The sequence below is a fragment of the Halopseudomonas oceani genome (genome assembly GCF_002903165.1).
GTDB classification, from domain to species: Bacteria; Pseudomonadota; Gammaproteobacteria; order Pseudomonadales; family Pseudomonadaceae; genus Halopseudomonas; species Halopseudomonas oceani.
The window spans coordinates 43,591-56,936 of sequence record NZ_PPSK01000007.1; the positions used below are offsets into that span (position 1 = coordinate 43,591).

Annotated in this window: 11 protein-coding genes; 6 read left to right on the forward strand and 5 right to left on the reverse strand. The window is 60.1% G+C overall.

The window, feature by feature from the left end:
• The first annotated feature begins 15 nt into the window (after positions 1 to 15).
• Together C1949_RS09150 and C1949_RS09155 are read left to right on the forward strand one after the other, a co-directional pair.
• Positions 16 to 1,632 (forward strand): ShlB/FhaC/HecB family hemolysin secretion/activation protein, encoded by a 1,617-nt coding sequence (locus C1949_RS09150; RefSeq protein WP_170063040.1) that lies wholly within the window; start codon positions 16 to 18, stop codon positions 1,630 to 1,632.
• Between the two features lie 58 nt (positions 1,633 to 1,690).
• Positions 1,691 to 2,425 carry a SapC family protein gene (locus C1949_RS09155; protein ID WP_104738178.1) on the forward strand — a complete coding sequence of 245 codons (735 nt, stop codon included), beginning with the start codon at positions 1,691 to 1,693 and terminating at the stop codon, positions 2,423 to 2,425.
• A 36-nt stretch (positions 2,426 to 2,461) separates the two neighbouring features.
• On the opposite strand, the gene C1949_RS09160 is transcribed toward C1949_RS09155, so the two are convergent.
• The 5 genes from C1949_RS09160 to C1949_RS09180 all read right to left on the reverse strand — a co-directional run bounded on the left by C1949_RS09160 (position 2,462) and on the right by C1949_RS09180 (position 7,020).
• Positions 2,462 to 3,385 (reverse strand): GGDEF domain-containing protein, encoded by a 924-nt coding sequence (locus C1949_RS09160; RefSeq protein ID WP_104738179.1) that lies wholly within the window; start codon positions 3,383 to 3,385, stop codon positions 2,462 to 2,464.
• A 184-nt stretch (positions 3,386 to 3,569) separates the two neighbouring features.
• Positions 3,570 to 4,310 carry a YciK family oxidoreductase gene (locus tag C1949_RS09165; RefSeq protein WP_104738180.1) on the reverse strand — a complete coding sequence of 247 codons (741 nt, stop codon included), beginning with the start codon at positions 4,308 to 4,310 and terminating at the stop codon, positions 3,570 to 3,572.
• Positions 4,303 to 4,983: an HAD family hydrolase gene (locus C1949_RS09170; protein WP_104738181.1), complete on the reverse strand. Its 681-nt coding sequence runs from the start codon at positions 4,981 to 4,983 to the stop codon at positions 4,303 to 4,305. Before C1949_RS09170 ends, C1949_RS09165 begins: the two co-directional genes overlap by 8 nt.
• On the reverse strand, positions 4,983 to 5,690 hold the full coding sequence (ubiG, locus tag C1949_RS09175) for a bifunctional 2-polyprenyl-6-hydroxyphenol methylase/3-demethylubiquinol 3-O-methyltransferase UbiG (RefSeq protein WP_104738182.1): 708 nt from the start codon (positions 5,688 to 5,690) through the stop codon (positions 4,983 to 4,985). The genes C1949_RS09170 and ubiG overlap by 1 nt, the downstream gene beginning before the upstream one ends.
• On the reverse strand, positions 5,680 to 7,020 hold the full coding sequence (locus C1949_RS09180) for a TRZ/ATZ family hydrolase (protein WP_104738295.1): 1,341 nt from the start codon (positions 7,018 to 7,020) through the stop codon (positions 5,680 to 5,682). Before C1949_RS09180 ends, ubiG begins: the two co-directional genes overlap by 11 nt.
• A gap of 115 nt (positions 7,021 to 7,135) precedes the next feature.
• On the opposite strand from C1949_RS09180, the gene C1949_RS09185 reads away from it, so the two are divergent.
• The 4 genes from C1949_RS09185 (at position 7,136) to pheA (ending at position 13,339) form a co-directional block, all read left to right on the forward strand.
• Positions 7,136 to 8,191 carry a translation initiation factor eIF-2B alpha/beta/delta subunit family protein gene (locus C1949_RS09185; RefSeq protein WP_104738183.1) on the forward strand — a complete coding sequence of 352 codons (1,056 nt, stop codon included), beginning with the start codon at positions 7,136 to 7,138 and terminating at the stop codon, positions 8,189 to 8,191.
• A gap of 197 nt (positions 8,192 to 8,388) precedes the next feature.
• The gene (gene gyrA, locus C1949_RS09190) at positions 8,389 to 11,148 is read left to right on the forward strand and encodes a DNA gyrase subunit A (protein WP_104738184.1); all 2,760 of its coding nucleotides are present in this window, start codon (positions 8,389 to 8,391) and stop codon (positions 11,146 to 11,148) included.
• Positions 11,149 to 11,150: 2 nt separating this feature from the next.
• Positions 11,151 to 12,236, forward strand: coding sequence for a 3-phosphoserine/phosphohydroxythreonine transaminase (gene serC / locus C1949_RS09195; protein WP_104738185.1), 1,086 nt, complete (start codon positions 11,151 to 11,153; stop codon positions 12,234 to 12,236).
• Positions 12,237 to 12,241: 5 nt separating this feature from the next.
• Positions 12,242 to 13,339, forward strand: a complete 1,098-nt coding sequence (gene pheA / locus C1949_RS09200; RefSeq protein WP_104738186.1) for a prephenate dehydratase — start codon at positions 12,242 to 12,244, stop codon at positions 13,337 to 13,339.
• Positions 13,340 to 13,346 lie beyond the last annotated feature (7 nt).

Here is a 13,346-nt window from a genome sequence, read left to right on the forward strand (position 1 = left end):
GTATGGATGCTGGCAGTGGCTGCGTTGTTGCCCTGTGTTGCCCAGGCTCAGGTGGTTCTGCCTGGTGGCGTCAGCGCCGGGCAGGTCAATCCCAGTTTGCAGCGCGAGCAGATCGATGCTCAGCGGCGTCAGCAGGAGATAGAGGAGCGAGCGCGTCGAATCGAAGTGCCGGCCATCCAGGGTGAGCAGCCTGAGCAGGGCGATGCACTGCCTGCCGACAGCCCGCCCTTCGTGCTAAGTGGTATCAGCTTCAACCAGTCGGTGTTCCTGTCGCAGGATGAACTGAAGGCGATAGCTGGCCGCTACGTTGGCCGCGAGATTACCTTTGCCGACCTGAACGCGATGATCCGTGAGGTGAATCAGCGCTACGCCGACAGTGGCCAACTGACGGCACGGGCGATCATCCCACCGCAGTCGCTGGAAGACGGGCAGTTGCGCGTCGTATTAGTGGAAGCCAAGCTTGATAGCGTGGTCTTCAGTGGTGAGGCGCAGTCTGTTGACGAGAGCTTCTACCGTGAACGCTTGAGCCTCACGGAGGGGGAAACGCTTAATAGTCCGATGCTGATCGAGGCGATTCGACGCTTCAATGCCACCAGTCAGGGGCCGCAGCTTTCCGCAGGTCTGGCGCCCGGCGAACGCTTTGGTACTACTCGGGTTGACCTGGAGCGCTTTGAGCCGAAGCGTTTTTCCTGGTCTCTGTTTGCCAACAACTACGGCAGCGAAGGCACCGGCTACGAGCAGCTTGGTGGTACCTTCAACTGGTTCTCGCCGACCGGCGCAGCCGACAACATCAGCGCGGTGCTGGTTGGAACGCGTGGCAGCCAGTACATGAATTTGCGCTATACCCGCCCGGTTACCCGCAGCAACGGGTTTGCCTGGATTGAGGCGGGAGCCAATACAATGGAGATCAAACGCGGGCCGCTGGCGGATCTCAATATTGAAGGGGACTCCAGCAACTATGGCCTGGGCTTCGACCAGCCATGGTGGCTGTCTGATCGTTGGCTGCTTCTGGGCGGACTCGGGTATACCTTCCAGACCTCGGAGACGACGCTGGAGGGCGTTACCCTGAGTGAGGTGGATATTCAGGAAGTATTCGTCAAGGGCCAGTTCGAGTACCGGGCGGCGCCCTGGTACACCCGCTACGAGCAGCGCATTCGTCAGGCCTCGCCAGATAACGCCCTGACCGGAGAGAGTGGCAACTTCACTATCCTCACCGGCGATCTTTACTCCTCACGACAACTCGGCGAGGAGTACGAGCTGGTAGGCAAGGCCGGCTGGCAGTATGCGACCCGTCAGGAAGAATTGCCGTCAGCCTTGCACAAGCAGTTTGGTGGTATCAGCGCCCAGCGCGGTTATGAACCGGGTGTCATCACCGCACCATGGGGGGTGAACCTTAGTGTGGAGGGTTACTGGCATCTCAGTCAGCGCTGGCAGCCGTTTGTGTTTATGGATTACGGCCGGGCCATGGAGTTGGGCGACGAAGATGTGGATCTGATCAGCGGTGGTGCTGGTGTCAACAGCCGCTGGTGGAACGACAGGATTTCTGCAAGCCTGGTGGTTGCAGGTGCATTCAAGGACGTAGTGCCCGATCAGGACAGCGGACAGGTATTGCTGCAGCTGGTTTTCCGATAGGCTCGGGCATTGGGAAAAACGAAACAACCGGACCAGAGTCCGGACAGGGAGTAGAAGGATGTCAACGTTGTTGCTTTACAAGGAAATCAAGGCGCTCAACCGCGATCAGCACAAAGCGCTCAAGCTGAAAACCGACAAGGGGTGCGAGTTCGCCGCAGGGACGCATATTGTGCCGCTCGCCGGGCTCGAGTTTTTCCAGGCGGCGCGCAGTTATCCGGTTGTGTTTATCGGTGAAGGCGATGGGCTCAGTCCGATTGCGTTGATGGGGCTTAAACAGGGATTGAACAGCTTTGTCGGTGACTCCGGACAGTGGCGCTCAAATACCTATGTTCCGGCCTTTATTCGCCGTTATCCCTTTGTGCTGGCGCAGTCTGAAAACGATGAATTCACCGTTTGCTTCGACGAGGCCTACGCGGGCTGGAATGAAGAGGAAGGTCGTGAGCTGTTTGCCGAAACCGGTGAAAACAGTGCCTATCTCGATGAAATGATTCAGTTCCTGCAGAACTTTACCGCCGAGATGCAGCGCACACGTCAGTTCGTGGCAATGCTGCGTGAAATGGATCTGTTGGTACCGCGTACCTTGAAGCTGACCCATGCAAGCGGTGAAAGCTTCGTCCTCAAGGATTTCCACGCGGTGGATGAGGAGCGCTTCCTGGCGCTTGCTGACGAGCAGGTGCTGGCGCTGAACAAGGCGGGCTTCCTCGGTTGGGTCTACGCGCACCTGATGTCACTGGGTAACGCGAACCTGTTGTTCGAAGATTATCTTGCCAACAAACCGGCGCAGACTCACTGAGCCATCCGGGAGCAGCGTTCGCTGCTCCCGTTCTTGTTATTCCGTCCCAATCACCTGATTACGACCGTTGCGTTTGGCCTGGTACATGCGCTGGTCGGCGCGGTCCAACAGGCTGCGTGCGTCGTCCTGTGAACGCAGAGTGGCATGGCCAAGGCTGGCTGTCATGGGCAGAGGCTGGCCATCAATCTGGAACTGGAGTTCTTCAATCGACTGACGAATTCGCTCCGCTACCAGATGGCAGGCTTCGGCGTCAGTATTGTTCAGCAACACGACAAACTCTTCGCCGCCGAGGCGGTACAGACAGTCAACGTTGCGCAGTGTGGCGGTAACGCAGTCAACCATTGCCTTCAGCGCTTCGTCGCCGTAGGCGTGACCATAGCGGTCGTTGACGCTCTTGAAGTGATCAACGTCAAGCACCATCAGCGACAGCGGCTGCCCGCTGCGTTTGCTGCTCCGGATGTCGCGTTCCAGGTTCTGGTTCAGTGCCAGGCGGTTGCCAGCGCCGGTCAGGGTATCGTTCAGGGCACACGCCAGTGCCTCCCGATAGAGCAAGGCGTTTCGTAGCGGAAACATCAGGGTAGCCAGCAGCCCTTCGATGCTGAGCAGTTCATCCTCTGCGAAGCGCGTCTGCCGGCTCAGCTGAAGCTCGCCCAGATAGTTGCCGGCATGGGACATGCGATAGCTGCAGCGGTGCAGTCCAGGCTGCCCGAAAAGGAGCGGTGTAGTCACGCTGGTATGGCGGTATTCCAGGCTGTCGATCAGCAACAGGTCTTGTAGCGCAGAAAAGAATACCTGGAGTACCCGATCAAGCTCGAGACTGGTCTGCAGGTTCTGCATCAGATTTCGCTGGGTGTTCTGAAATGTGGCGGCCGGCTTGCCGTTACGGCGCTGCTGGGTACTGCCATGGCCTAGCTTTACGCGCGCCGAGTCGAAGTCGATGGTATTTCCCTGAACTGGCATGTTGGCTGTGTCCGCTAATTTGCTGATACAGGCATCCAAGCAATCAATGTGCCATTATAATAAAGTCAATTAAATCAGTGTCTTGTGTTATTGGTCGTGATTTTGTGCGGCGATAACGGCAAAAAAATGCCGCCCTCAGTCGACTGGCTGACGGGCGGCGGTAAGGCTTCGTCAAAATGTCGCCTTACTGGGCGTTCAAGGCCTGACCATTGCATTCACGGCTATCGGGACCAAGCAGGTAAAGAAATGCAGGCATGATGGCCTCCGGCTCGGGGTTGGTCTCCACGGGTTCGTTGGGGTAGGCCCGGGCACGCATGCGGGTGCGGGTGGCTCCCGGATTCAGGCTGTTGACGCGGATGTTGCTGGTGCCATCCTGTTCATCGGCGAGGACTTGCATCATGCCTTCAACGGCGAACTTGCTGATTGCATAGGGCCCCCAGTAGGCACGACCCTTGCGACCGACGCTGGAGGAAAGCAGTACCACGGATGCGTCACTGGCGGCGCGCAGTAGTGGCATCATCGTCTTGGTCAGCAGGAAGGGGGCGTTGACGTTGACCTGCATGACCCGTATCCAGGCGTCGGCCTTGACACTGTCGAGCAGCGTGCGTGGGCCTAGCTCTGCCGCGTTGTGCACTAGCCCGTCCAGGTGGCCGAAGGCGTCAAACAGCTGGTCGGCGAGGTCTTCGTAGTCCTTCTCTGTGGCGGTTTCCAGGTTGAGGGGGCATAGCGCCGGCTGCGGGTGGCCTGCGGCTTCGATGGCGTCGTAGACCTCTTCAAGCTTGCTCTGGGTGCGGCCTACCAAAACGACGGTGGCGCCGTGTGCGGCGCAGCTCAGGGCACAGGCGCGACCAATACCATCGCCAGCGCCGGTGATCAGAATAACGCGGCCTTCGAGCAGGTTGGCCGGGGCGGTGTAGTCAAACATCAATTGTCTCCAGATTGCGCCGGCCAAGGAGCCAGGGCTGCAGGTCGGTGGCGGTGTAAACGCTGTGGGTTGCTTGCCAGGCGGTGTGGTCTTCTTCCGCTGGCAGGTAGCCGTAGAGGGCTGCAATGGTGTCCATTCCGGCGGCGCGGCCAGCTTGGATGTCGCGCAGGTGGTCACCCACGAAGACGCAATGCTGCGGGCTGATACTAAGCTCTGCGCAGGCTTTGAATATAGCTTCCGGGTGCGGTTTGCCCTGGCTGACCTGATCGGGACAGACCAGACTGCCGCAACGCTCGGACAGGCCAATCTGTTCCATCAGTGGGATGCTGAAACGGCTCAACTTGTTGGTGACCACGCCCCAGGGCAGGCCTTCAGTATCCAGCCAGTCGAGCAGCGGCATGATGCCGGGGAACGGTCGGGTATGCACGGCGAGGGCGCGTTCGTAGCGGGTCAGAAACTCATCGCGCAGGGCGTCAAAGCCGGGCTCACCGGGGCGCGTAGCAAAGGCCACTGAGAGCATGCCGATCGAACCGTCTGAGACCTGAGCACGGATCAGCTCGGGTGCAACCCGTGGGCGCTGGTGCTCGTCAAGCATGCTGTCAATCACCGCCATAAAGTCTTCCACGGTGTCCAGCAGGGTGCCGTCAAGGTCGAATAGAACGCCGCTAAGCATCAGGCGTCGATCCCGCGCTGGCAGTAGACCATGTAGTTGACGTCGACATCGGCTTCCAGCTTGTAGGTGCGGGTTAGCGGATTGAAGGTCAGGCCAGTGATGTCGTGCAGGTCCAGCTCGGCGTCGCGAATCCAGCGGCCGAGTTCCGCCGGGCGGATGAACTTGGCGAATTCGTGTGTGCCACGCGGCAGCATACGCAGAACGTATTCAGCACCGACGATCGCAAACAGGAATGACTTGGGGTTGCGGTTGATGGTCGAGAAGAATACCTGGCCGCCGGGCTTGACTAGACGAGCGCAGGCGCGGATGACCGAACCCGGGTCAGGTACGTGCTCAAGCATCTCCAGGCAGGTGACTACATCAAAGGTGCCAGCATGCTGCTCGGCGTACTCTTCGGCGGTGCTCTGGTCGTACTCAACGCTGACGCCAGACTCCAATTGATGCAGGCGGGCGACGGCCAGTGGCGCTTCGCCCATGTCGATACCGGTGACCTGGGCGCCGCGCTGGGCCATGGCTTCCGCCAGAATGCCGCCGCCACAACCAACGTCCAGCACCTTCTTGCCCGCCAGACCGACGCGCTCGTCGATCCAGTTGGTGCGCAGCGGGTTGATTTCGTGCAGCGGTTTGAATTCGCTGTTGCGGTCCCACCAGCGGCTTGCCAGCGCTTCAAACTTGGCGATTTCGGCGCGGTCGACGTTAAGACTCATGGGTATCCCCTTTGGCAATGAGTTCAGCCAGGCTGCGGGCCTGCTGGAGAATGGATTGCGTATCTATTCCAATCAGTTGGCCGTCACGCAGTTTGCTGCGGCCAGCCACCCAGACATCGCTTACCTGGCTGGCGTTGCAGGTGTAGAGCAGCTGCGAAACGGGGTGGTAGAGCGGTTGCTGGGCCAGCCCAGACAGGTCAACGGCGGTAACGTCGGCCGCCTTGCCGACTTCGATAGAGCCAGTTTCCTCGTCGAGCCCCAGGGCCCGTGCCCCGGCGAGCGTGGCCATGTGTAATGCGCTATGGGCATCCAGCGCCGTTGGTGCGCCGCTGACGATTTTTGCCAGCATGGCCGCAGTACGCATTTCGCCGAGCATATCCAGGTCATTGTTGCTGGCAGCACCGTCGGTGCCCAGGGCGACGTTGAGGCCGCTATCCAGCAGGCGCTGAACCGGCATCATGCCGCTGGCCAATTTCAGGTTTGATTCGGGGCAGTGGATCAGTTGTACGCCGTATTCGACCAGCAGTGCGAGGTCTTCGTCGTTGATCTCGGTTGCATGCACGGCCTGCAGGCGAGGGCCAAGCAGGCCCAACTGCTGGAGTCGCTGCAGTGGACGCATGCCGGTCTGTGCAACGGCGTCGGCAACTTCACCGGCAGTCTCGTGAATATGCATCTGAATCGGCATATCCAGCTCGTCGGCGAGGGTACGAATACGGCCGAGCGTCTCGTCGCCCACGGTGTAGGGTGCGTGTGGACCAAAGGCGACGCTGATCAAGGCGTTGTGGCGCATCTCGTCACGCAGGCGCAGCCCCTTGGCGACGGCCTCGGCCGCGTCACGTGCCCCTGGAATCGGGTTGTCGATCACAGGGAAGCAGAGCTGGGCGCGTATGCCGGCGTCGGCTGCTGCGGCAGCGGCGACATCAGGGAAGAAATACATGTCGGAAAAGCAGGTCGTACCGCCGCGCAGCATCTCGGCAATCGCCAGCTCAGTACCCAGACGGACAAAATCGGCGTTGACCCAGCGGCCTTCTGCGGGCCATATATGGTCTGTCAGCCATGTCATCAGTGGCAGGTCGTCGGCCAGGCCGCGGAACAGCGTCATCGCTGCGTGGCCATGGGCGTTGATCAGGCCGGGAATGAGCACATGGTTTGGCAGGTCGCGCCGCTCGCGTGGGGTTAACGCGTTGGCGGAGGCCACCGGCACAATGCCGACGATGCGCCCCTGATGGACTGCCAGGGCATGATTTTCAAGTACCTGGCCGTGCGGGACAACGGGCACGATCCAGCGTGGCACGATCAGTAGATCGAGCTCACGGGGCAGCGTGGTCATGTTCAGTTCACCTTGCATCATGGTCGGCAAGTATACCTGCTGGTGGTGCGCAAATGCAGCGTGAAAGTAGCTGTGGTTCGCAACGAATGACAGTGCCGGAATAGGGGGTTCGCTCATGTTGCATGTGGATACGATGGCGGCTGATCAGCCGCTGCAAGGGCTGGTATGGCTGGCGGAAGGCAAAGTCAGGCTGCTGGACCAACGGGTGCTGCCTGATCAGGTGGTGGCGATTGAGTGCGGCAATCCGGCACAGGTGCTGGCTGCCATGCGTGATGGCGTGGTCTGCGGAGCTGCAGCGTTGGGGATTGCGGCGGCCTATGCGCTGGCGCTGGCGGCCCGAAGGCCAGTGCCTCCCGTAAACTGGCTGACAGCCCTGCAGCCGTTGCTGGACGAGCTGGCGGCGGTGCAGCCCATGGCGGCTAACCTGCACTGGGCGCTCGGCATCATGCGGCAAACCATTGCCAGCACCAGTCCAACTGATGACATGGCTGTGCGCCTGTTGCAGGCGGCTCAGGCTATTCAGGCAGCCGACCGGGAGGCCAACCAGACAATGGCCAAGCTGGGTGTTCAACTGCTGCGCCGGCACCAGGCGCCGGTGCACCGGGTCATGTTGCACGGCTACGGCGGTGATCTGTCCGGTGGCGGCGGCGGTACCACCTATGGGGTCGCCCGCACCGCCAGCGCGGCCGGGCTGGTCGGCGAGGTACTGGTCAACGAGGGGCGGTCGTTGCTGCCGAGCGCTTCGCTGGGGTTGTCCGAGTTGCTGCGCAGCGGCGCGCCAGCGGCGCTGCATGCCGATGTCGAGGCCGGGCGGCTGATGAAACACGACGGGGTTACCTGGGTGCTGGTCGGTGCCGAGCGCATTGCTGCCAACGGCGATGTTATCGGCCCGCTGGGCAGCTACATGCTGGCGATTCTGGCTATGCATCACGGGCTGCGTTTTATGGTCGTCGCGTCTACTGCAACCATCGATATGTCACTGGCGGATGCGGACGACCTTGGCCCGGATCAGCTTGGCAGCGGGTCATTGACCCGTGGTGGTGGCGAGTCGTCTCCGCTAGAGGTTACGCCGGTTGAGCTGATTGATGCGATTGTCACCGAAAAGGGCATTATCGAGCAGCCTGACGAGCGAAAAGTAGCCAGCCTGATGAGCGTTCGCCAGCTCCACTGAGGCTGTGTGGCGGGTGTGCTTCGTGCTCCCGCCAGCGCCTTGTCTGTGGTATCCTCTGTCGCTTTGATCGGGCGGGACGCGTCCCGCTGCGGGCCTTGGCCCGCGGTGAGGGTTGGTCGGCGTGTTCGTCCTCCTTGCGCATGTGACTAATGCTTTTGGCATCAATGGGTTGCCGACAATAAAAGGAATGCCGTTTCATGGGTGAACTGGCCAAAGAAATCCTTCCAGTCAATATCGAAGACGAACTGAAGCAGTCCTACCTGGATTACGCGATGAGCGTAATCGTCGGTCGTGCCCTGCCGGATGTGCGCGACGGTCTCAAGCCGGTACACCGTCGCGTCCTGTATGCGATGAGTGAGCTGGGTAATGACTGGAACAAGCCGTACCTGAAGTCGGCCCGTGTTGTTGGTGACGTAATCGGTAAGTACCACCCGCACGGCGACTCTGCCGTGTACGACACCATCGTGCGTATGGCGCAGGACTTCTCCATGCGTTATCCGCTGGTCGACGGTCAGGGCAACTTCGGTTCCATTGACGGCGATAATGCTGCCGCAATGCGTTACACCGAAGTGCGGATGGCCAAGCTGACCCATGAACTGCTGGCTGATCTGGACAAAGAAACCGTCGACTGGGTACCTAACTACGACGGCAAGGAACAAATTCCTGACGTTCTGCCGACCAAGATTCCGCACCTGCTGGTCAACGGTTCCAGTGGTATCGCTGTCGGTATGGCGACCAACATTCCGCCGCACAACCTGACCGAAGTGATCAACGGCTGTCTGGCTGTGATCAGTAATCCCGACATCAGCATCGACGAGCTGATGGAATTCATTCCGGGCCCTGATTTTCCGACCGCCGGCATCATCAACGGTCGCGCTGGTATCGTTGAAGCCTACCGCACCGGCCGTGGCCGCATTTACGTGCGGGCGCGCTGCCATATTGAAGATATCGACAAGGTTGGCGGTCGCCAGCAGATTGTCATCTCCGAATTGCCCTATCAGCTCAACAAGGCGCGTCTGATCGAGAAGATCGCCGAGCTGGTAAAAGAGAAGAAGCTTGAGGGTATTACCGAGCTGCGCGATGAGTCCGACAAGGACGGTATCCGCGTGGTGATTGAGCTGCGTCGTGGCGAAGTGCCTGAGGTTATCCTTAACAACCTCTATGCCCAGACCCAGATGCAGAGTGTATTCGGCATCAACGTGGTCGGGCTGCTCGACGGCCAGCCGAAGATCCTGAACCTCAAGGAGCTGCTGGAAGCCTTCGTACGCCACCGCCGTGAGGTGGTTACCCGTCGCACCGTCTATGAGCTGCGCAAGGCCCGTGAGCGTGGTCACATCCTTGAAGGTCAGGCGGTTGCGCTGTCCAATATCGATCCGGTGATCGAGCTGATCAAGCAGTCGCCGACTCCGGCCGAGGCGAAGGAGCGCCTGCTCGCTGCTGCCTGGGCGCCGGGTACCGTGATCGAGATGGTTGAGCGTGCCGGTGCTGAATCCTGCCGTCCTGACGGGCTGGGTGAGGAGTTTGGGCTGCGCGATGGTCAGTACTACCTGTCCGCCGAGCAGGCGCAGGCGATTCTGGATATGCGTCTGCATCGCCTGACCGGCCTGGAGCATGAAAAACTGCTCACCGAGTATCAGCAGATTCTTGAGCAGATCGGCGAGTTGCTGCGCATCCTCAATAGTCACGAGCGCCTGATGGAAGTGATCGTCGAGGAGCTGGAACAGGTCAAAGCCGCCTTCGGTGACGCCCGCCGTACCGAAATCGTCGCCTCGCGGATGGACCTGACCATCGCTGACCTGATTACCGAAGAGGAGCGTGTGGTCACCATCTCCCATGGTGGCTATGCCAAGAGTCAGCCGTTGACCGATTATCAGGCACAGCGCCGCGGTGGTCGTGGCAAGGCCGCAACCGGGGTTAAGGACGAGGATTACGTCGAACACCTGCTGGTTGCCAATAGTCATGCCACGCTGCTGCTGTTCTCCAGCCGCGGCAAGGTCTACTGGCTGAAGACCTACGAAATCCCTGAAGCCTCGCGTACTGCGCGGGGGCGTCCGCTGGTCAATCTGTTGCCGCTGGAAGAGGGTGAGTGGATTACCGCGATGCTGCAAATCGATCTCGAAGCCCTGCAGCAGCAGAGTGCCGAAGAGGGCGATGAGCTGGACGACGACGCCGGCGTGATCGAAGGCGAAGCCGTCGAGGTTGAGGCTGAAGCTGACGCCGAGGCTGACGGTGATGATGACGAGAATGACGAGCCGACCGGCGCTTACATCTTTATGGCGACTGCTCGCGGCACGGTGAAAAAGACTCCGCTGGTGCAGTTCAGTCGTCCGCGCAGCAACGGTCTGATTGCGCTGCGCCTGGAGGAGGGTGACACCCTGATCGCCGCGGCCATTACCGATGGTTCGCGCGACATCATGCTGTTCTCCGACGGCGGCAAGGTCATTCGTTTCAAGGAACGCCATGTGCGCACCATGGGGCGCACTGCGCGCGGCGTACGCGGCATGCGTCTGCCGACTGGCCAGCGTCTGATCTCCATGCTGATTCCCGAGCCACAGGCGCAGATTCTGACCGCCTCCGAACGGGGGTACGGCAAACGCACCGTGCTGGAGGAATTCCCGCGTCGCGGCCGTGGTGGCCAGGGCGTGATCGCGATGGTGTCCAACGAGCGCAACGGTGCGCTGGTCGGTGCCGTACAGGTAGTGGACGGCGAGGAAATTATGCTGATTTCTGACCAGGGCACGCTGGTGCGCACCCGGGTCAGCGAAGTGTCCAGCCTGTCGCGCAACACCCAGGGCGTAATGCTGATTCGCTTGGCGACAGAAGAGAAGCTGGTGGGGCTGGAGCGTGTGCAGGAGCCGTCGGAAGACGATATTGAGCTGGAAGAGGAAGCCGCCGCAGAAGGTGATGCCCAGCTTCCGGAAAGTGACGAGCAGCAACCCGTGGATGATCAGGAGTAATCGTGAGTAAGCGTCTGTTCAATTTCTGTGCTGGGCCGGCCGCGTTGCCGGAAGCGGTACTGCAGCGGGCTCAGGCCGAGCTGCTTGACTGGCAGGGCAAAGGCCTGTCGATCATGGAAATGAGTCACCGCAGTGATGAGTTTGTTGCCGTCGCCCAGCAGGCCGAACAGGACCTGCGCGACCTGATGTCCATTCCTGACAACTACAAGGTCCTGTTCCTGCAGGGCGGTGCCAGTCAGCAGTTTGCCCAGATTCCGCTGAATTTGATGCCGGACGGTGGCAGCGCTGACTACATCGATACCGGTATCTGGTCCCGCAAGGCGATTGAAGAAGCCTCGCGCTATGGCAGTGTCAACGTTGCCGGCAGCGCAAAAAATTACGACTACTTTGCGATTCCCGGTCAGAACGAGTGGCAGTTGTCTGCGGATGCGGCCTATGTGCACTACTGCCCGAACGAGACCATTGGCGGTCTGGAATTTAACTGGGTACCGCAGACCGGTGAGGTGCCGCTGGTAGCGGACATGTCTTCGAGCATTCTCTCCCGTCCTGTAGATGTCTCGCAGTTCGGCATGATCTACGCCGGCGCGCAAAAGAACATTGGCCCAAGCGGTCTGGTAGTTGTCATTGCGCGTGAAGACCTGCTGGGGCGTGCCCGTGCCAGCTGCCCGACCATGCTCGATTACGCGGTCGCAGCGAAGAACGACTCGATGTACAACACGCCGCCGACCTTTGCCTGGTACCTGTCTGGCCTGATCTTCCAGTGGTTGAAGGAGCAGGGTGGTCTTGAGGTGGTCAAGCGCGTCAACGATGCCAAGCAGAAAGCTTTGTATTCGGCGATTGATGCCAGCGAGCTGTACACCAACCCGATCAACGTGGCCGATCGTTCTTGGATGAACATTCCGTTCCGCCTGGCCGATGACCGTCTCGACAAACCCTTCCTGGCGGGGGCAGAAGAGCGCGGCCTGCTGAACCTGAAGGGTCACCGCTCGGTGGGCGGCATGCGTGCCTCCATCTATAACGCGGTGCCGCAAGCGGCGGTTGACGCTTTGGTGGCCTACATGGCCGAGTTCGAAAAGCAGCACGGTTGATACTCATGTCCGATGAAGATCAGTTGAAGGCGCTGCGTAAGCGCATCGACACCATTGACGAAAAGATTCTTGACCTGATCAGCGAGCGAGCGACTTGCGCGCAGACTGTTGCTCACGTCAAGCAGAAGGCGCTGGAACCGGGCGTGAAGCCGGTGTTCTATCGTCCGGAGCGCGAGGCATGGGTGCTGAAGCACATCATGGAGCTGAACAAGGGCCCGCTCGATAACGAGGAAGTGGCGCGTCTGTTCCGTGAAATCATGTCTGCCTGCCTGGCGCTGGAAGAGCCGCTACGGGTGGCTTACCTCGGTCCGGAAGGCACCTTTACCCAGGCCGCAGCACTGAAACATTTTGGCCATTCGGTCGTTAGCGTACCGATGGCAGCAATCGACGAAATCTTCCGTGAAGTTGCCGCGGGTGCCGTGCAGTTTGGTGTGGTGCCGGTGGAGAACTCCACCGAGGGCGCGATCAACCATACGCTGGACAGCTTCCTGGAGCACGATCTGGTGATCTGTGGCGAAGTCGAGCTGCGCATTCACCACCATCTGCTGGTGGGTGAGAACACCAAGACCGACAAGATTTCCCGGGTCTATTCCCACGCTCAGTCGCTGGCGCAGTGCCGCAAGTGGCTGGATGCCCACTACCCCAACGTAGAGCGCATTGCGGTTTCCAGCAATGCTGACGCGGCGCGCCGGGTCAAGGGTGAGTGGAACTCGGCAGCGATTGCCGGTGATATGGCTGCTGACCTCTATGGTCTGACCCGTCTGGCCGAGAAGATCGAGGATCGTCCGGACAACTCCACGCGCTTTTTGATCATCGGTAACCAGCAGGTTCCGCCGACTGGTGACGACAAGACATCGATCATCGTTTCCATGCGTAACAAGCCGGGTGCTCTGCATCATCTGCTGCAGCCGTTCCACTCCAATGGTATTGATCTCAGTCGCATCGAAACCCGCCCGTCGCGTAGCGGCAAGTGGACCTATGTATTCTTCATCGACTTCTTCGGCCATCAGCACGACCCGCTGATCAGGGATGTGCTGGAGAAGATCAACGACGAATCGGTAGCGCTCAAGGTGCTGGGGTCGTATCCGAAGGCGGTGCTCTAAATCATCA